The sequence below is a fragment of the Hymenobacter algoricola genome (assembly GCF_039539525.1).
Lineage (GTDB): Bacteria > Bacteroidota > Bacteroidia > Cytophagales > Hymenobacteraceae > Hymenobacter > Hymenobacter algoricola.
Genome location: NZ_BAABDH010000039.1, coordinates 1 through 17,701, shown reverse-complemented (window position 1 = coordinate 17,701; position 17,701 = coordinate 1). Strand labels below are relative to the sequence as shown.

Here is a 17,701-nt window from a genome sequence, read left to right as displayed (position 1 = left end):
CAAAAAGGATAGAACGCAGAAAAGCCCGCCGAACCGAAGTTCAGCGGGCTTTTCTGATGATCTGGCTACCGGTGTCGGGGTGGCAGGATTCGAACCTGCGGCCTCCTGCTCCCAAAGCAGGCGCGATACCGGGCTACGCTACACCCCGAAAACTGTGCTGCGTAGTGCACAGGTACTCTTCATTGGTCACGGCCAAAAAAAGCCTCCGAACCGAAATTCGGAGGCTTTTTTGACAGTAAACTGTTCCGTCGGAGTGGCAGGATTCGAACCTACGACCTCCAGCACCCCATGCTGGCGCGATACCAGGCTACGCTACACCCCGGGACAATTGAGTTGCAAATGTAAGGCAGATTTGTGGTGGGATACAACTCCTGAGCGGATATTTTTGAGGAGCTGCAGGTAAGTTGCTGGGCAATAAGGCCGAAAAATCACCGTTTTCGGTATCCGGCCACCCGAGCCAGCTGCTTCCCGGAACAGCTGCAGGAGCTACGTAGAAAATGGACTATACCAAAGTAATAACAGAATAGTGATGAGGCGAACATCCACGCTATCAGCTATAAAGCGCTAAAGCGAAAGATAATTGCTGGGAAAATAGCCAAGGATTTATTACTTTTACATGATGCTGGGTGTCCTAAGCCCGCTTCCCGACGCGTATGAAAACAACTACTCTAACGCTCATTTTTCTCAGCGCAACGCTGCTGCTCAGTTCGGCGCAGGCCCAGACCAAATCCGGTAAGCCGGCTCCGGCTAAGGCTCCGGCCAAGTCAGTAGCCAAGCCTGCAGTGGCACCCAAGCCCGCCGCCGCGGCCAAGCCTGAGGCCCCGGTAGTGGTAGCATCGGCGGCCAAGCCCGCGCCGGTTGAGCTCATAACCAGCCGCATGGAGCAGGCCCCGCCTTCAACGGATGCCATCCGGGTGCGGGCTGAGGCCAACCCGGTTACCAAGCGCCTCACGGTCCGCACCGACGTAGCTGGCCCCACCCGCGTGGAAATCAACGATGCGGAAGGCCGTCCCGTTATTACCCGCGACCTGATGGTGGGCAGTGAGGCTACCGTGCTGGATGTGAGCAGCCTGCCGCCGGGCTACTACATCGTGCAGTGTACTGCCGGTACCCGCAGCGGCATGCGCCGGGTGCTGGTGGGCCAGTAACGACCCTCAACGACGACAAGGAAGCCCGGGAACGTTGCGTTTTCGGGCTTCCCTGCGTCAGAGCCATTCCCAACTGCCGGGCGGCATCTATCTTTGGCTATGACCAAGCAAGTATTTTCTTACTGGGAGCACCGGCAGTTTTTGCAGGGCTTTGATGTGGCGGTGGTTGGCGCCGGCATCGTGGGGCTCACGGCGGCCGTCTTTACCAAGCGCCGCTGGCCCCGGGCCCGGGTGTGCGTGCTGGAGCGTGATATGCTGCCCAATGGGGCCAGCACCAAGAACGCGGGCTTTGCCTGCTTCGGCAGTATCTCGGAGCTGCTGGAACAGGAAAAGAAGGGCGGCACGGCGGCTCTGCTGGAGGTGGTACAGGCGCGCTGGGAGGGCCTGGCATTGCTGCGCAGCCTGCTCGGCGACGCGGCCCTGCGCTACGAGCCCGTGGGCGGCTTCGAACTGTTTCGGGCCGAGGAGGAAGAGCTGGCCCGCACCTGCCAGGAGCACCTGGGCTATTTCAACGACCTGCTGGCCCCCGTCATCGGCCGCCCCGATAGCTTCCGGGATGCCACGGCCGCCGTTTCGCGCCTGGGCCTGGGCCAGGTAACGACGATGCTGGAAAATCAGGCCGAAGGGGCCTTGGACACCGGCTGCCTGATGCACGCGCTGCTCAGGCTGGCCTGGCAGGAAGACGTGGTGGTGCTGCACGGCTGCCCCGTCACGGCTATGGAGGAAACGGGCGCAGTTATCCGGCTGCAAACGCCGGGCGCCACCCTGGAGGCGGGGCAGGTGCTGCTGGCCACCAATGCCTTCAGCCGGCAGTTTTTTCCGGACCTGGACGTGCAGCCCGGCCGCGGACAGGTGCTGGTAACCGAGCCCATTGCCGGCCTGCATCTGCCCGGCACATTTCACTACGACAAGGGCTACTACTACTTCCGGCAGGTTGATGGGCGCATCCTGCTCGGCGGGGGCCGCCACCTCGACTTCGCCGCCGAAGCCACTACCGCGCCCGGCCTCACCGACCTGGTGCAAAACCAGCTCGAACAGCTGCTTACCGAAGTAATTCTGCCCGGGCAGCGGCCCCGCATCGACTACCGCTGGAGTGGGGTTATGGCCTTCGGCGCCGAGCTGGCACCCATCGTGCAGCCGCTGGCTCCCGGGATTTTCGGCGCCCTGCGCTGCAACGGCATGGGCGTGGCGCTAGGGGCGGGCGTAGGCAAAAGGGCCGCCGAAATGCTGGCCGGCTAGTAGTCAGTAGTTCGTTTTAGGTTGTTGGCCCGTGGACTCAATCCCGGCTGAAAACCAGCAACTAGCAACCCATAACCACTCTACGCTTCCTCGCTCTGTAGCTGCCGCTCATAAAGAGCCCGATACAGGCCGTCTTCCTGCTGCATCAGCGCCTCGTGGGTGCCGTGCTGCACAATCTGGCCGTCGTCGAGCACCAGGATTTCGTCGGCCAGCTTCACCGAGCTGACCCGGTGGCTGATGATCAGGCTGGTGCGGTTGTGCATGATGCGCTGCAGGCTGTTCAGGATGGCGTTTTCCGTGTTCGTATCCACCGCCGACAGCGAGTCGTCGAGAATCAGGATTTTGGGCTCCTTCACCAGGGCCCGGGCAATGCTGACGCGCTGCTTCTGCCCGCCCGAGAGCGTAATGCCCCGCTCGCCGAGCTTGGTGTCGAAGCCCTCGGGGAAGCGGATGATGTTGTCGTACACGTTGGCATCCGTGGCGGCCTGCTGCATGCGTTCCTCCGTGGGGTTGTCGAGGCCGAAGTTGATGTTGTTGCGGATGCTGTCCGAGAACAGGAACACGTCCTGGGGCACGTAGCCGATCTGTTCCCGCAGCGAGTTCAGGGAAAAGTCGCGTACGTCCACGGTGTCTACTTTAATGGCGCCGGCCGTCACGTCGTAGAGGCGGCAGAGCAGGGCGGCCACGGTGCTCTTGCCCGAGCCGGTGTTGCCGATAACGGCCAGTGTCTGGCCCGGCCGGATGCGGAACGACACGTCGCGCAGGGCCTGAATGCCGGTGTCGGGGTACGTAAACGAGACGTGGTCGAAGACGATGTCGCCCTGGATATCCTGCTCGATATTCCGGCGCGACACGATATCGGTTTTCTGGTGCATGAACTCGTTGATACGGGCCTGGGAAGCCTCGGCGCGCTGCACCAGGGAGCTGGTCCAGCCCAGGGCTGTGACGGGCCAGGTGAGCAGGTTCACGTAAATCAGGAACTCGGCGATGCTGCCCGTGGTGATGGTGCCGCGAATCACTTCCTGCCCGCCCACCCACACCGTGACGATGGTGCTGATGCCAATCAGGAACAGGATCAGCGGAAAAAACAGCGAGTTGACGAAGTTCAGACTCAGCGACTTTTCCTTGTAGTCGTTGCTGGCCACGCTGAACTGCTGGTGCGAATCCTCTTCCCGCACAAACGACTTGAGTACCCGGATCCCCGAAAAGGCCTCCTGCACGAAGGTCGTCATGGCGGCCAAAGAGCGTTGAATCTCGTCGGACTTGCGCTCAATCAGGTTGTTGACGTAGAATATGCTCACGCTCAGCACCGGCAGCGGCAGCAGCGTGTAGAGCGTGAGCTTCACGTTCACCATCACCATCAGCGGAATGATGAGCACAAACAGCAGCACCAGCTGCAAAAAGTACATAATGGCCGGCCCCATGTACATGCGCACCCGGCCCACGTCCTCGGAAATGCGCGACATCAAATCCCCGGTGTTGTGGCGGCGGTAGAAGCTCAGCGGCAGGGACTGGTAGTGCTGGAAAATCTCGTTTTTCTGGTCGTTCTCAATCAGCCGCGACATCACGATGAGCGTCTGGCGCATGAAGAACAGGAAGATGCCCCGCAGCAGGGCCATGGTCACGATCATGAAGCCGTAGAGCAGCACGTTGCGGCCGAACAGGGAGTACACGCCGTCCTGGGCCCGGGTGCCGGCGAAGAGGTGGTAGAGGTCAATGCCTTCTCCCACCAGATCGAAGGAGTAGCGCACGATCTGGGCCGGGAAGATGGCCAGCAACGTGCTCAGGGCCACGAAGAGCACGCCGCCGAGGAAGTGCCACTTATAGCGGAAAAGGTATTTGTCGGTAGCAGCTAAAGCGCGCACGGGTATTGAGTTGGAGCGTGTTAAGCAGCCATGGCCATTAAGTACAATACTAGGGCATACAATGGTCGGCTGGGAAAAATTGGGTACTTTTGCACCCGGATTGAGAGGGCTACGCAGCCCACTCGCCAAAGATACAACAACCTGCCCTCCCCAAATTCCCACGCATTTCCCATTTTCCAACCCCATGGTTGAAATCAAGACCCTGACCGACACGTCGGTCTTCGGCCAGATTGCCGAGCATCAGCATGAGCAGGTGGTATTCTGCCACGACCACGAAACCGGTTTGCGGGCCATCATCGGCATCCACAATACCGTGCTCGGGCCGGCCCTCGGCGGCACCCGCATGTGGCACTACGCCTCCGATGCCGAAGCCCTGAACGACGTGCTGCGCCTGAGCCGCGGCATGACCTACAAGGCGGCCATCTCGGGCCTCAACCTGGGTGGGGGCAAAGCCGTCATCATCGGCGACGCCAAAACCCTGAAGACCGAGGCGCTGCTGCGCAAGTTCGGCCGCTTCGTGAAAAACCTGAACGGCAAGTACATCACGGCCGAAGATGTGAACATGACCACCAAGGACATGGAGTACATCCGGATGGAAACCAAGCACGTGGCCGGCCTGCCCGAAAGCATGGGTGGCAGCGGCGACCCGTCGCCGGTAACAGCTTTCGGCACCTACATGGGCATGAAGGCCGCCGCCAAGAAGGCCTTCGGCTCCGACAGCCTGGCCAACAAGCGCATTGCCGTGCAGGGCGTGGGCCACGTGGGCACCTACCTGCTCGAGTACCTGCAGAAGGAAGGCGCCAACATCGTGCTGACTGACTACTACGAGGACCGCGCCCTGGAAGCCGCCACCCGCTTCGGCGCCAAGATGGTGGGCATGGACGAAATCTACGACCAGGACGTAGACATCTATTCGCCCTGCGCCCTGGGTGCGACCATCAACGACGACACCATCGGCCGCCTGAAGTGCCAGGTAATTGCGGGCTGCGCCAACAACCAGCTCCAGGATGAGAACGTGCACGGCCCGGCCCTCGTGGAGCGCGGCATCGTGTACGCCCCCGATTTTCTGATCAACGCCGGCGGCCTGATCAACGTGTATTCGGAGGTGGTGGGCAGCAGCCGGCAGGGCGCGCTCAACCAGACCGAGAAGATTTTCGACATTACCACCCAAGTACTGGCCAAAGCCGAGCAGGAGGGAAGCCACCCGCAGGCCGCCGCCACCAAGCAAGCCGAGGAGCGCATTGCGTCCCTGGGCAAAGTCAAGTCCACTTATTAATTTCTGGGGTCTTAGGGTCTTGGGGGCTTGGGCTCTTGGTCCGATGAATTGTTCATCCGCCAAAAACCAGTAACCCAAGCCCCCAGGATCCTAAGACCCCAAACAACTCATGCTCAACCGTCGCACGCTCCGCATTAAGGTTATGCAAGCCCTGTACGCCTACGATCAGGCTGTCGGGTCCGATTTTATGCTGGCCAATGACCTCATTGCGGATGCTTTTGCTCCCGACCTCAACCTGCCCGAAGCCCAGGACCGCAAGCTGCTGAAAGGCCAGCAGAAGATGGCCGAAGCCGTGTTCAAGGAGTGGCACAAGGCGGGCAGCGCGGCGGAAGTAGAAAAGCTTGACGACCGGGAAGTAAACGACGCGGTGGCCGACGCCATCAAGTACTACCAGAAGCAGAAAGCCAAGGACGCCACGTTCTACGGCGGGCAGATGGTGCACGGCGCCGAAAGCATTCACAACCAGTATATCCACCTGCTCAACCTGCCCGAGGCCATTCTGCGGGTAATGGAGGAGGAAAAGGAGCGGGAAGCCCGGCGCTTCACGCCTTCCAAGGAAGCCCCGCTCGATACCACCCGCTTCGAGCAGAACCCGGCCCTGCACAAGCTCATCGGCAACAAGCAGCTGCAGGACCTGACCATCCGCCGCTCCCTGAAGTGGACCGGCACCGAGGAGCTCGAAGCCCTGCGCAAAGCCTGGCGGGCGGAAATCAAGGCCGACGCCGAGTTTCAGAGCTACCTGGCGGCCCCGGCCGGCAACTACGCCGAGGAGCAGGAGATTCTCAAGCACCTCTACAAGACCTACGTCTTTAAGGGCGAAACCCTGCCGGCGCAGATCGAGGAAGACGACCTGAACTGGGAGGAAAACCGCTCGGTGGTGAAAAATCTGGTGGTCAAAACCATCAAGATGCTCGACGAGGCCGCCACCGACGAGCTGGAGCTGATGTCGCTGTCGGCCAACTGGGTCGACGACAAGGAGTTTGCCGAAACGCTCTACAAGGAAACCCTCAAGGCCGACGAGCCCTACGAAAAGCTCATTGCCGACTCGACCCAGAACTGGGACGTGGAGCGCGTGGCCCTCATCGACAAGATCATCCTGAAGATGGCGCTCTGCGAGATGCACCTGTTCCGCGACATTCCGGTGAAGGTGACCATCAACGAGTACATCGAAATCAGCAAGCTCTACAGCACGCCCAAGAGCAAGCAGTTCGTCAACGGTATTCTCGATAAATTGGCCCAGGACCTGACCGCCAGCGGCGCCATCCGCAAGTCGGGACGCGGTTTGCTCGACAACCAGTAGGCAACGTTCTATATTGGGACGGCAACCTGCCCGGGCGGCCCGCCGTTCAGTAGGTTTGACCTCCTTTCTAAAAATTCCTCCACGCCACGACCTTCGCATTATGGGTAGCAAAACCACTACCGGCATTCTGTGCTTCGCAGGCGGCGCCCTCACCGGGGCAGCCGTTGGCCTTCTGTTCGCCCCGGAAAAAGGGCGTGAAACCCGCAGCTGGCTCAGCTATCAGCTCGAAAAGTACCGCGAGGTACTCGCCGACCTTACCGAAAACCTCGTCACCAGCCGCGCCGACGGCCCCGCTTCCACCGCCAAGAGCGAAGGCCAGCGCGTGATTCAGGATGCCAAAAGCAAAGCCGAGCAGCTGCTGGGTGATGTGGACCAGCTGATCAACCAGATTAACTCCCGCAAGACCATCTAGCCAGGCGCGGGTGCCGGAATGTGCTGATGGGCTGATGGACAGGAAACTGCCGGCAGCGCATCAGCACATTTTTTTATGACCAGTTCCGGCGGTCGGCTTCCGTCCGTGTGCAGAATTGCCCCGGTAGATTGCCGGCCAGAGCAACGGGGCATCGTAGCCCGGCAGTTCTTTCGCCCCGATGAAACGATAGCCGTAACCGGTTGAGTACCTTTGTCGCATCCCCATTCTCAGTACATACCCTAGCATGCACATCATCACCCTTATCCCCGGCGACGGCATCGGCCCCGAAATTACGAAGGCAGTTCAGACCATTTTTACCGCCGCGCAGGTACCCGTGCAGTGGGAAGAGCAGAACGCCGGCCAAACCACGTTTGACCAGTCGGGCGAGCTGATTCCGCAGACCCTGCTCGACTCGCTGGAGAAAAACCGCGTGGCTTTGAAAGGCCCCATCACCACGCCCGTGGGCAAAGGCTTCCGCAGCATCAACATCACGCTGCGCCAGAAGTACGACCTCTACCAGAACGTGCGCCCCGCCAAAACCACCGAAGGCATTGACTCGCGCTACACCGGGGTAAACCTGGTGCTGTTCCGCGAAAACACCGAAGGCCTGTACTCGGGCCTGGAAGTGTACGATGAGCGTTTGGGCATTGCCGACTCCTTCAACCGCATCACGGTGGCCGGCTCGCGCAAAATCTGCCGCGCCGCCTTCGCCTACGCCGCCAAGCACGGCCGCAAGAAGGTGACCCTGGCCCACAAAGCCAACATCCTGAAAATGGCCGGCAAGCTCATGCTGGATGCCTGCAAAGAAGCCGCCACCGAGTTTCCGCAGATCGTGTTCGAGGATAAAATCATCGACAACATGTGCATGCAGCTCGTCAACAAGCCCGAGCAGTTCGACGTGGTAGTGACCACCAACCTGTTCGGCGACATTCTCTCCGACCTGTGCGCCGGCCTCGTGGGCGGCCTGGGCGTGGTATCGGGCGCCAACATCGGCGACGACATGGCCATCTTTGAAGCCGTGCACGGCTCGGCTCCCGACATTGCCGGCCAGGGTAAAGCCAATCCGACGGCGCTGCTACGCTCGGGCCTGATGATGCTGCACCACCTGGGCGAGCATATCTACGCCGACCGCATCGAGGCGGCGCTGGACCTGACCCTGAAGCAGCGCGAGAAGTGCACCGGCGACCTGGGCGGCAAAGCCACCACGATGCAGTTTGCCCAGTCTATTATCGATAATATGGCGTAACGGCCGGCCCAGAGCGCACGTCGTGCGTCGCCGCTGCCGGAGCATCGCGCGGATGGCTGTTGGAACAGTGCTCTTCCCTCAGCCCTGGCGCACCACGACTCCTGCATGGTCCGGCGGCCGATTTAATGACGGTCTGCTGAATTTTCCCGCTTCGTCTTACCTTTAACTCTCGGATGACTTCTAATCCGTCATCTTCCTCTCTTATGAAACGTACTCTGTTTTCCGGGCTGCTGCTTTCCAGCTGGCTGCTGGTCGGCGCCTGCACCAACGATAAGTCAGCCGAAGTAGGCACCGAAGGCATGAATGCCGCCGCTACGGCCGCCAGCGACGTTGCCAACCCGACCGTGGACAACCCCAACGTGGGCAGCGAAACCGAAGCGCCGAACCCCAACGCCCCGGTGATGACCTTCACCGAGAACGAGTTCAACTTCGGCGACATCAAGCCCGGCACGGTGGTAAAGCACACGTTCAGCTTCACCAACACGGGCAAAAGCCCGCTGCTGATCGAAAACGCCACGGCTTCCTGCGGCTGCACCACGCCCAACTGGACCAAGGAGCCGATTGCGCCCGGCGCCAAAGGCACCATCGACGTGCAGTTTGATAGCCAGGGCAAAACCGGCCTGCAAAACAAGGAAGTAGCCGTGCGCGCCAACACCCAGCCCAACATCACCCAGATTGTCATCAAGGCCAACGTGCTGTCTGATGGCGCGGCGGGGCCGGTGAAATAGGAAGTACCATTTGCCAGTTCTGTCATCCTGAGCGGACGACGGCCCTCGCCTGTTTCGGGCCAAGGTCCGTTGGGCCGCGCAGGATGACAGTTGTTTTTTCCACATTCCCCCTGCCATGTTTCTGACTCTTCTTCTGCAGGCCCCGACCGGCGAAGGCCTGACCTCGCTGCTGTTTCCGGTAGCTATTGCGGCCGTTGTTTATTTTTTCATGATCCGACCCCAGCAGCGCAAGGCGGCGGAAGCCAAGAAGTTCCGCGAGGCGCTGGCCAAAGGAGCCAGCGTGGTGACCATCGGGGGGCTGCACGGCAAAGTGGTGGAAGTAAACGAGGAATCGGTTATCATTGAGGTAGACCGCGGCACCCGGCTGAAGTTTGACCGGACGGCTGTAGCCCGGGAGGTAGCCCCCAAAGCTGCCGCCGCCCCCACGACGACGACCACCTAACCCCGCTGCACCGTGCTAGCCCGCTCCTCCCGTCTGCTCCGCTGGTTTATCAGCCCGCTTTACGGGCAGGAGCGGAGCTACTGGCGGGCTATTACGGCGTGCTTTCTGGCGGCCTCTACGTTTTGGCTGCTCAACGCGCTGAACAAAACCTACACCACGCGCATCACCTACCCGCTGCTGTGGCGCTACGATCCGGCGCGCTACATTCCCGTGCGGCCCCTGCCCACGGAAGTAGCCGTGAACGTAACCGGCCGCGGCTGGAAGCTGCTGCGCAAAAACCTGCTGCTGGATGTGCGGCCCGCCGAAGTCCGGCTAAGCCGGCTGCCGGCCACGCGCTTCGTCACGGGGCAGTCGTTGCGGCCGGCCCTGCAGGCGGCCATGGAAAGCCTGCAGTTCAACTACATTCTGAACGACACGCTCTGGGTGGAGTTTGACCGCCTGATTACGCGTCGCGTACCCCTGACGCTCAGCCCCAATGCCGATGGCTCGGCGCTGCCGTACGCGGCGGTCTTCACCCCCGAAAGCATTGCGTTCCGGGGGCCGGCGGCCATGGTAAATGCGCTGGCCAGCCCGTATCCGGTGCACCTGCCGCAGGCGCCGGCCGGCAGCAGCGAGGGTGCCATGCGGGTGCCCATCGGTGGCCCGGGCCTAGTGGCCACCAACGTGCAGGACGTAAACGTGCGCCTGCAGCCCCGCCCGCTCGTGACGGTGCGCGTGCGCGTGGTGCCCGAGCTGCGCGATTTCCCCCCCGGCCAACGGTTTGTGCTGCAGCCCGCCACGGTGCAGGTCCAGGTGCAGTGCTTTCCCGAAGATACGGCCCGCCTCGACCTCAGTCAGGTGCGGGTGCTGCTCCACTACGGGCAGTTTCACTCGCCTGATTCCAGCCTGCAGCCGGTGCTGACCCAAACGCCCCCGCGGGCCCGCGGCATCCGGATTCTGACGCCCGCGGTGCGGGTCTTCCGGCGGTGAGCGGCTGGGTAGCTGGCAGTTTGGCGTTTTCGCCGGCCCGGCCCGGGTCGGAAGCCGAATATCAATTTCATCTATTTCACTGATTCACGTATGCTGCGCATCGGGATAACCGGCGGAATCGGGTCGGGCAAAAGTGTGGTGTGCCGCCTGTTTCAGGTGCTGGGCGCGCCGGTGTACGACGCCGACCAGCGGGCCAAGTGGATTATGGGCCACGACCCGGCGCTGCGGGCGGAGTTGGAGCGGGCTTTCGGCCCCGCTACCTTCGACGAGGCCGGGGCGCTGAACCGCATCCATCTGGCCAAAGTAGCATTTAACGATCCGGCCCGGCTGGCCCGGCTCAACGCGCTGGTGCATCCGCACGTGGGCCGGGACTTTGAGCACTGGGCCGAAACCCAGCAGCAGCTGGGTCATGCGTATCTGCTGAAGGAGGCGGCGCTGCTCTTCGAGTCGGGGGCCTACCGGCAGCTCGACCGAATCATCACCGTGCTGGCGCCGCTGCCGGTGCGCCAGGCCCGGGTGCTGCTGCGCGACCCGCACCGCACGGCCGCCGACATTCTGGCCATCGTGGGCAAGCAGCTGAGCGAAGAGGAAAAGCTGCGCCGCGCCGACTACGTGCTGCACAACGACGGCCGGCAGTTGCTCATTCCCCAGGTGCTCAGGCTGGACGCGGAGTTCCGGCAGGCTGCGGCCGGCGGGCAGTAGGCGCGGGCCCGCCCCGCCGCCTTATTTGATAATCGGGCTGCGCTCGAAGGGGCGGGCGGGGTCGAACAGCTTGCGGTAGGTGACGTGCGTTTTGTGAATCCGGGCCCCGATAGACCGGATAACGGCCAGCATCCGCGGGTTGAAGTCCCCAATCCAGTTCATCTCAATATCCGTGTAGCCGGCGGCCAGCAACGCCCGCTGCGCATGGACGAGCATGGCCACATCCACGCCCTGGCCCTGAAATTCGGGCACCACGCCGTATATCACGCCGAACATGCGCTTGGGCTGGCGCCGGTTGAACCGGTACCGCTCCCACAGGAAGCGCAGCTTCTGCGGCAGCCCGAACTTGCGGCCCACGTGCTTGAAAATCTGGTTTAGCTCGGGCAAACTCATGAAAAAGGCCACGGGCTGGTCGTTGTGGTAGGCAAACCACAGGAGCCGGTCGTCCAGCACGGGCTTCATCTGGGCCACAATGTCGCGGGCTTTTTCCAGCGTCATCGGGTTGATGCCGGTGTGGTTGGCCCAGGCCAGGTTGTAGACGTGGTGAAAGTCGCGGGCCAGCTGCTCGGGCTTGCTCCGGTTGGCGTGGGCAAAGCGGAAGTCCGGCAGCTCCCGGGCGTACCGCTCGGCGCTACGGGCGAAGCTGGCGTGCAGCGGGGCCGCCACCGCCCGGTAGCAGGTGTACTGCTTGAAATACGTCTGGAAGCCGTAGCCCTCAAAAAGCCGCCGATAGTACTCCGGATGGTAGAGCATGCCATAGTTGGGCTCGGTGAAGCCCGCCACCAGCAGCCCCCAGAACCGGTCCCGCTCCCCAAAGTTGATGGGGCCGTCCATGGCTGCCATACCCCGCTCGGCGAGCCAGCGTCGGCAGGCCTCAAACAGCTCGTTGGCGGCATCTTGCTCGTCGATGCACTCAAAAAAGCCCATGCCCCCGGTCGGGAGGGTCGGGTCGATGTGGGCCGTGGAGGCATTGATGAAAGCCGCCACCCGTCCGATGACGATTCCCTGCGCATCGGTCAGGATCCAGCGAATAGCCTCGCCCTGGGTCAGGTTTGGGTTTTTGGCGGGGTCAAAGACGCTTTCGATGTCCTGGTCGAGGGGCGAAATCCAGTTTGGGTGGTCCTGATACAACCGGACCGGCAGATCCAGAAACTGGCGGACCCGGGAAGCATCGGCAACAACAAGCAGCGGCATGGCGGGCGGCGAAAGGCGGAACTAAATGCAGGAACAGCAATTCGGCCTGCCAGAATATTGTGCGGGCAAAGATGGCAGCTAAACCGGGGACTGGCTTAGCGCATGCGGAAAACCGACAGAATTTTGATGTCGCCGGCATAAATGGCGTGTACTTCCGGCCCCAGACTATCCCGGAACGACTGGGGATGCCAGCGGTAAGTGGTCATGAAGTAGCGGGCCCGGTTGCGGGGGACGAAGTGCAGCCGGGCCCGGTCGGCGGCGGGCAGAATCTGCAGGTTGGCGTACAGCGGATAGTGCCGCTCCACGTTGATGCTGATCTGCGGGTCGGCGTCGTGGGCCAGAATCCACTCGGCCCCCTTCCGAAACGAGAGGCACCAGTAGTCCCGGTCAAACAGCCGCTCGACGGTAGCGGCGGGCAAAAAGCTGAAGTACACGTGCTCGTGCGGGTGGGTCCGCACCATGTGCGTCACCGTGCGCCCCAGCTCCAGGGCGGCCAGTACCAGAAAAGTCAGCGCCACGGTACGCCCGACGGAGCGCCGGGCTAAGGCCGTAGTCAGCACCTGCAGCCCGCGGGCCGCCAGCAGCAGCAGCGCCGGATACACAAAGTACACGTGGCGCCAGCTGTCGTATACCACCGAGTGCAGCACGATAATGACCAGCAGCGGCCCCAGCAGCCAGCCTGCTATTAGCCAGTCGAGCCGGCCGGCCAAGGTGTGCAGGCCCGCCAGGCCCAGGCGAAAAGCCCGCGTAACCCACGCCCCAAGCCCGATAAGGCTCGCCAGCGTGTAGGCGACGGGGGTAGTAATGATGATCCAGACGGGCAGGTAGTGCCACACGGGCGTGGCCCCGGGAATCAGCCGGCCAAAGTACAGGTTGCTGAAAGGCCAGTCGTAGTGGCTGAGGCTGGCGAAGGCGTGCAGGAAGTTGGTGAGCGGGGCTTCCCACAGGTGCGGCCAGCCGATAATGACGCCCACCACGGTCACTCCTATATAGAGGAGAAGCAACAGAAGCCAGCGCGCCGGGGAAACGCGGGCCGCGGGCTCGGCCGGATCGGCGGCTGCCGCCGGCCGCGGCAGCAGCTCCAGCATTACCATGACCAAGGTAAAGGCCAGCAGCATCAGCGCCAGAATGCGCACGTCGATGGCCAGAGCCGTAGCTATGCCGTGCCCGACGGCCCGGCCCGGCGTGGGCCGCCGCAGCAGCCGAACCAGCGTGTACATGGCCAGCGTGAAGAAAGCCATGAATACGATATCCTTGCCGTTGGTGAAGGCCTCCACGAAAAACCGCGGCGACAGAACCAGCAGCGCCGCGGCGGCCAGGCCAAACCGCCAGTCGCGCAGCCAGATGCGGCCAATATTATACAGCGCCCAGGTGCCGCCCAGAAAGGTGAAGAAGATGAGCAGGTGACGCATCAGGTAGTAGGGCCGCGAGTCGCCGGGGGTAAACACGAAGCTCAGCAGGGTCACGGGAATCTCGAAGGCCACGCCGTGGTCGTTGTCGTGGTAGTTGGCCAGCTCGGGAATGGTGGCGTAGGTTGCCTGCCGCCGCGCCAGCTCCGGCGCCAGCTGCTGCCCGATGTACTTCGCGTTGACAATGCCATTGAGGTGGTCGGTGGGCTCATCCCAGGAAACCCCGAAGTCGCGGTGCAGCAGCAGGCCCAGCAAAGTCAGCAGCCCGAAAAAAGCCGGCACCACGCGCTGCCGCGTGCAGCCGGCGGCCAGGCGAAGCAGCAGCGGGACAGAAGTAGTGGGTAGAGCCAAAGCAGAAGTGGTTACGGACGCTGAAATACGGACAGGATTTTGATGCCCTCGACGCGGATGCAATGTACCTCGCGGCCGTAGCTGGCCGGATAAGGCTGCGGGTGCCAGCGGTACACCGTCAGAAAATACTGGGCCTGATCGGCTGAGGTCAGCACCAGCCGGTTGCGCGCCGCCGGGGGCAGCAGCAGGCTATTGTTGTGCAGGACTAGGCCCGTGCGGGCATCGGTTCCCACGCGCACCTGCGGTCGGACATCGTGGGCCAGAATCCATTCCAGCCCCTGCCGTCCTGCCAGGCCCCAGTAGTCCCGCTCGAACAGGCGCTCAGCCTGCTGGCCCGACAGCCCGCTGAAGTACAGGTTCTGATAAGGATGCTCCCGCACCATGCGCCCGGCCGTATGAGCCGTGCCCACGGCCAGCAGCAGCAGTAGTCCGCCCCCCAGCCGCTGCCGCCACCCGCCGGGGCCGGCGGTACGCCAGCCCCGCCAGGCGACCTGCACGCCGCGCAGGGCCAGCAGCAAAAAGGCCGGATAAATGAAGTAGAGGTGGCGCCAGCCGTCGTACATAACCGATTGCAGGACAACAACGGCCAGCAGCGGCCCGAAAAACCACGCGGCAAAGAGTAAATCCTGCCGGCCCGACCGGGTGCGCAGCCATGCCCGCGGCCGGCGCCAGGCCGCGCCCAGCACCGTTGCCGTGCCCACCCCAAACAGCAGGCAATAAACGGGTGGCGTGGTAATCAGCAGCCAGACGGGCGCATAGTGCCAGGGCAGCTGCCGCACCGACAGCTGCCGGCCCCAGTACTGCACCGTCATATCGGAACGATACCGGCTGAAGCTTTGGAAAGCTTCGAGGAAATGGCCGACGGGATTTTCCCACAGATAAGGCCACCCCAGCACTACCACCAGGGCCGTACTGCCCAGATACAGGGGCAGCAAATTCATAAAACGCCGCCGCAACGTCGGGCGGTAGGCCATTTCCAGTCCCGCAAAGCCCAGCGTCAGACCTAGCAGCAGCACACCCATGGTCCGCACGTCAATGGCCGCGCCGGTAGCCGCCGCGTGCCATAGCACTGCCCGCCACGTTGGTCGCCGGAGCAACCGAAGAAGAGTGTAGACGCTGGTTACGAAGAAGGCCAGGAAAACCAGGTCTTTGTAATTGTAGAAGGCTTCCGCAAATAGCCGGGGCGTCAGCACCAGCAGGGCCGCACCAAGCAGGCCCAGCAGCCAGCGGCGAAACCGGTGCGTGGCCAGCCGGAAAAAGCAGTACACCCCGCCCAGAAACGTGAAAAATGTAGCTAAGTGGCGCAGCAGATACACTTGTCGCGCATCCTCGGCGCCCACGGCCCGTTCCAGCAGCAGCAGGGGCAGCTGAAAAATAACGCCGTGGTCAGTGTCCTGATTGTCGCGCATGTCGGGGATGTCGGCAAAGCTGGGCTCCCGCCGGGCCAGCGCCGGGGCCAGCTTCAGGGCCGCATACTTCAGGCTGATGATGCCATTGAGCCGGTCCAGCTGCTCATCCCAGGGCAGGCCGTAGTCGCCGTACAGCAAAAGGCCCACCAGGCCCAGCAGGCCGAAGAACAGACCAACCACGGGGCGGCGCAGGCGCAGGAGCTGAAGCGACAGGGACGAAGGCAAGGCAGAGAATAGCAGTTCGGCGGAAAACTCAGGCCGAAAGGTAACACGCATCCCGCCTTTTGGGTCAGCCCGGGAGGTTGCCGCTGGCTTCGTCCGACTTAAACCCCCAACTTTAGCCCCGCCATGTTTCACAAAGGTCTTTTCCTCGTGCTCAAATCCCTGCCCCGTTTCGTCTGGCCGCTGGCAGTAGTGCTGGCGATGCTCAAGCTGGGCCTGCTGTTGCACCTCAATCCCGGTCTGGAGTGGAACTACGATGAGCGCCGCAACGGCCGTATTGCCGATAACTACCTCGCCGGCCGCGGCTACGTCAGCCTCGACCCCGAACGGCACACATTGCGCCCCGATTCGTTCCACGCCAGCTTCCCGGTATTCGTCTACATCGGCTGGCAGCGGGCGGGGCTGCCCAAGCATCATTTCACGCTGCTGGTTTTTGCCCTGAGTATTGGCGCCTACCTGCTCGGCGGACTCTATGTGCACCGCACGCTGCTGTGTTTCGGGGTGGCGCCCCCGTGGTCCTGGGTCGGTGCTGGCGCTTGGCTACTGTACCCGTCGGTCCTCTATTATATAGGAGCCTACATGTGGTACGAAAATCTGGCGCTGCCCCTGCTGATCCTGGTAGTCTATAAGCTGCTGCGGCTGCTGGCCGGCCGGCCGCTGTCCTGGGCCGATGCGGCTATCGTGGCCGCGGCCATCACGCTGTCCTGCTTGCTTCGGGGGTACCTGCTAGCGGTGTACGCGGCGCTGCTGCTCGTCTGGCTTTGCCTCGTCGTCCCAACCCGAAAGCTGTCCTCCGGTTCCAGCTTCGGCCTGGTGTTGAGCGTGGGCTGCCTGCTGCTACTGGCTCACCTGCCTATTCTGCAGAAAAACCACCGTCTGTTCGGGGCCCGAATCCTAAGCAATCAGGCCGGCTTCGAATTATTGCAGGGGCATAACGATGTCACCCAAGGCCGCTTTATGTTTGACTGGGATGACCCGGCCAAGCCTTTCGGTCACTTCGTCCGAGCTCATGTCCCTGATCTTGATTCGCTCAACCAGTATGAGGAAAGCCAGGCTCGGGCTGAATTGGCCAAAAAATGGGTTCTGGCGCATCCCCGGGAAGAGGCTATGCTCTGGCTCCGTAAGACAGCGCTGTTCTTCTCGCCCGAGAACTTCATTGCGGATGCGCCCCGCACGCCCTACAATCCTGTCAATGCGGTTGTCCACCTAGCCTTCTTCATTGCCCTGCTTACGGTTGCCAGCGGCGTACGCGGGTTGCAGCTACAGCAAGCAGACATCTTACTGCTTACTCCGGTAGTAGCAACGTGGATGCTGAGCATAGTCTTCTTCGTTGGTTTCCGCTGGCGCTACTTCGCCGAGCCAGCGATGCTGCTATACCCCATTATCATCGTTCAACGCTTGCGAATAAAGCAGCCTCGCTGACCAGATTACCTTGAGGTCACTAAAGTGTTAACTTTTTTCAGCACCTCAGCGAACTTAATACTTACCATAACGGGTTGTTATCCAGCCTGCCTGCCGTAATAGGTTAGACGAGCAGCTACCTGCGTCAGATATCCTGCTAAAAAAAATCTTGGGTTGGGGGTTGCGAGGGCGAAAAAAGACCTGCACTTTTGCACTCCCAAACCGGACCGCGGCAGGGCGCTACTTCCTGCTTCGCCTGCATTTCAGGACCAGCCTCTGCGGAGGAGGGGGTTGAAAAAAAGAGTTGGGTGGGGAGTAGGAAAAGAGGAAAAAGGCAACTTACCTTTGCAGCCCGCTTCGACCGGAAGCTGGCGTAGGAAGACGGAGA

At 62.0% G+C, this 17,701-nt stretch carries 15 protein-coding genes and 2 tRNA genes; 11 read left to right on the top strand and 6 right to left on the bottom strand.

The genetic code is table 11. The annotated features are described in order from the left end of the window. Positions 1–74 precede the first annotated feature (74 nt). Both ABD842_RS10945 and ABD842_RS10940 read right to left on the bottom strand, forming a co-directional pair. Positions 75–148 (bottom strand) — tRNA-Pro (locus ABD842_RS10945). Positions 149–248: 100 nt separating this feature from the next. Next, positions 249–322, bottom strand: a tRNA-Pro gene (locus ABD842_RS10940). Between the two features lie 331 nt (positions 323–653). Between ABD842_RS10940 and ABD842_RS10935 the strand changes: the two genes are divergently transcribed. Together ABD842_RS10935 and ABD842_RS10930 are read left to right on the top strand one after the other, a co-directional pair. Further along, on the top strand, positions 654–1,148 hold the full coding sequence (locus ABD842_RS10935) for a T9SS type A sorting domain-containing protein (RefSeq protein ID WP_345113413.1): 495 nt from the start codon (positions 654–656) through the stop codon (positions 1,146–1,148). Positions 1,149–1,247: 99 nt separating this feature from the next. Further along, positions 1,248–2,387 carry an NAD(P)/FAD-dependent oxidoreductase gene (locus tag ABD842_RS10930; RefSeq protein WP_345113411.1) on the top strand — a complete coding sequence of 380 codons (1,140 nt, stop codon included), beginning with the start codon at positions 1,248–1,250 and terminating at the stop codon, positions 2,385–2,387. 80 nt (positions 2,388–2,467) lie between these two features. On the opposite strand, the gene ABD842_RS10925 is transcribed toward ABD842_RS10930, so the two are convergent. Beyond that, entirely contained in the window at positions 2,468–4,252 is a 1,785-nt protein-coding gene (locus ABD842_RS10925) for an ABC transporter ATP-binding protein (RefSeq protein WP_345113408.1), read from the bottom strand. Positions 4,253–4,436: 184 nt separating this feature from the next. On the opposite strand from ABD842_RS10925, the gene ABD842_RS10920 reads away from it, so the two are divergent. The 8 genes from ABD842_RS10920 to coaE all read left to right on the top strand — a co-directional run bounded on the left by ABD842_RS10920 (position 4,437) and on the right by coaE (position 11,327). Beyond that, positions 4,437–5,528, top strand: a complete 1,092-nt coding sequence (locus ABD842_RS10920) for a Glu/Leu/Phe/Val dehydrogenase dimerization domain-containing protein (RefSeq protein ID WP_345113405.1) — start codon at positions 4,437–4,439, stop codon at positions 5,526–5,528. Positions 5,529–5,637: 109 nt separating this feature from the next. After that, positions 5,638–6,828, top strand: coding sequence for a transcription antitermination factor NusB (gene nusB / locus ABD842_RS10915; protein WP_345113403.1), 1,191 nt, complete (start codon positions 5,638–5,640; stop codon positions 6,826–6,828). A gap of 100 nt (positions 6,829–6,928) precedes the next feature. Further along, a complete protein-coding gene (locus ABD842_RS10910) occupies positions 6,929–7,240 on the top strand; it encodes a YtxH domain-containing protein (protein WP_345113401.1) in 312 nt (103 codons plus the stop codon). A 244-nt stretch (positions 7,241–7,484) separates the two neighbouring features. Further along, on the top strand, positions 7,485–8,486 hold the full coding sequence (locus tag ABD842_RS10905) for an isocitrate/isopropylmalate dehydrogenase family protein (protein WP_345113398.1): 1,002 nt from the start codon (positions 7,485–7,487) through the stop codon (positions 8,484–8,486). Positions 8,487–8,689: 203 nt separating this feature from the next. Beyond that, a complete protein-coding gene (locus tag ABD842_RS10900) occupies positions 8,690–9,214 on the top strand; it encodes a DUF1573 domain-containing protein (protein ID WP_345113396.1) in 525 nt (174 codons plus the stop codon). A gap of 115 nt (positions 9,215–9,329) precedes the next feature. Next, a complete protein-coding gene (yajC, locus tag ABD842_RS10895) occupies positions 9,330–9,656 on the top strand; it encodes a preprotein translocase subunit YajC (RefSeq protein ID WP_345113393.1) in 327 nt (108 codons plus the stop codon). 12 nt (positions 9,657–9,668) lie between these two features. Further along, positions 9,669–10,625, top strand: coding sequence for a YbbR-like domain-containing protein (locus tag ABD842_RS10890; RefSeq protein WP_345113390.1), 957 nt, complete (start codon positions 9,669–9,671; stop codon positions 10,623–10,625). Between the two features lie 90 nt (positions 10,626–10,715). Beyond that, a complete protein-coding gene (gene coaE / locus ABD842_RS10885; protein ID WP_345113387.1) occupies positions 10,716–11,327 on the top strand; it encodes a dephospho-CoA kinase in 612 nt (203 codons plus the stop codon). Between the two features lie 21 nt (positions 11,328–11,348). On the opposite strand, the gene ABD842_RS10880 is transcribed toward coaE, so the two are convergent. The 3 genes from ABD842_RS10880 to ABD842_RS10870 all read right to left on the bottom strand — a co-directional run bounded on the left by ABD842_RS10880 (position 11,349) and on the right by ABD842_RS10870 (position 15,915). Then, on the bottom strand, positions 11,349–12,521 hold the full coding sequence (locus ABD842_RS10880; RefSeq protein ID WP_345113385.1) for a hypothetical protein: 1,173 nt from the start codon (positions 12,519–12,521) through the stop codon (positions 11,349–11,351). Between the two features lie 95 nt (positions 12,522–12,616). Beyond that, positions 12,617–14,281: a glycosyltransferase family 39 protein gene (locus ABD842_RS10875; RefSeq protein ID WP_345113382.1), complete on the bottom strand. Its 1,665-nt coding sequence runs from the start codon at positions 14,279–14,281 to the stop codon at positions 12,617–12,619. 11 nt (positions 14,282–14,292) lie between these two features. After that, entirely contained in the window at positions 14,293–15,915 is a 1,623-nt protein-coding gene (locus ABD842_RS10870) for a hypothetical protein (RefSeq protein ID WP_345113380.1), read from the bottom strand. A 123-nt stretch (positions 15,916–16,038) separates the two neighbouring features. Here ABD842_RS10870 and ABD842_RS10865 point away from each other — a divergent pair, with 123 nt between their 5' ends. Next, positions 16,039–17,334 (top strand): hypothetical protein, encoded by a 1,296-nt coding sequence (locus tag ABD842_RS10865; protein ID WP_345113377.1) that lies wholly within the window; start codon positions 16,039–16,041, stop codon positions 17,332–17,334. Positions 17,335–17,701: the final 367 nt, after the last annotated feature.

Coding starts and splice junctions, on each gene's coding strand:
- ABD842_RS10935 (WP_345113413.1), top strand. CDS start 654: ATGAAAACAACTACTCTAACGCTCATTTTTCTCAGCGCAACGCTGCTG.
- ABD842_RS10930 (WP_345113411.1), top strand. CDS start 1,248: ATGACCAAGCAAGTATTTTCTTACTGGGAGCACCGGCAGTTTTTGCAG.
- ABD842_RS10920 (WP_345113405.1), top strand. CDS start 4,437: ATGGTTGAAATCAAGACCCTGACCGACACGTCGGTCTTCGGCCAGATT.
- nusB (WP_345113403.1), top strand. CDS start 5,638: ATGCTCAACCGTCGCACGCTCCGCATTAAGGTTATGCAAGCCCTGTAC.
- ABD842_RS10910 (WP_345113401.1), top strand. CDS start 6,929: ATGGGTAGCAAAACCACTACCGGCATTCTGTGCTTCGCAGGCGGCGCC.
- ABD842_RS10905 (WP_345113398.1), top strand. CDS start 7,485: ATGCACATCATCACCCTTATCCCCGGCGACGGCATCGGCCCCGAAATT.
- ABD842_RS10900 (WP_345113396.1), top strand. CDS start 8,690: ATGAAACGTACTCTGTTTTCCGGGCTGCTGCTTTCCAGCTGGCTGCTG.
- yajC (WP_345113393.1), top strand. CDS start 9,330: ATGTTTCTGACTCTTCTTCTGCAGGCCCCGACCGGCGAAGGCCTGACC.
- coaE (WP_345113387.1), top strand. CDS start 10,716: ATGCTGCGCATCGGGATAACCGGCGGAATCGGGTCGGGCAAAAGTGTG.
- ABD842_RS10880 (WP_345113385.1), bottom strand. CDS start 12,521: ATGCCGCTGCTTGTTGTTGCCGATGCTTCCCGGGTCCGCCAGTTTCTG.
- ABD842_RS10865 (WP_345113377.1), top strand. CDS start 16,039: ATGTTTCACAAAGGTCTTTTCCTCGTGCTCAAATCCCTGCCCCGTTTC.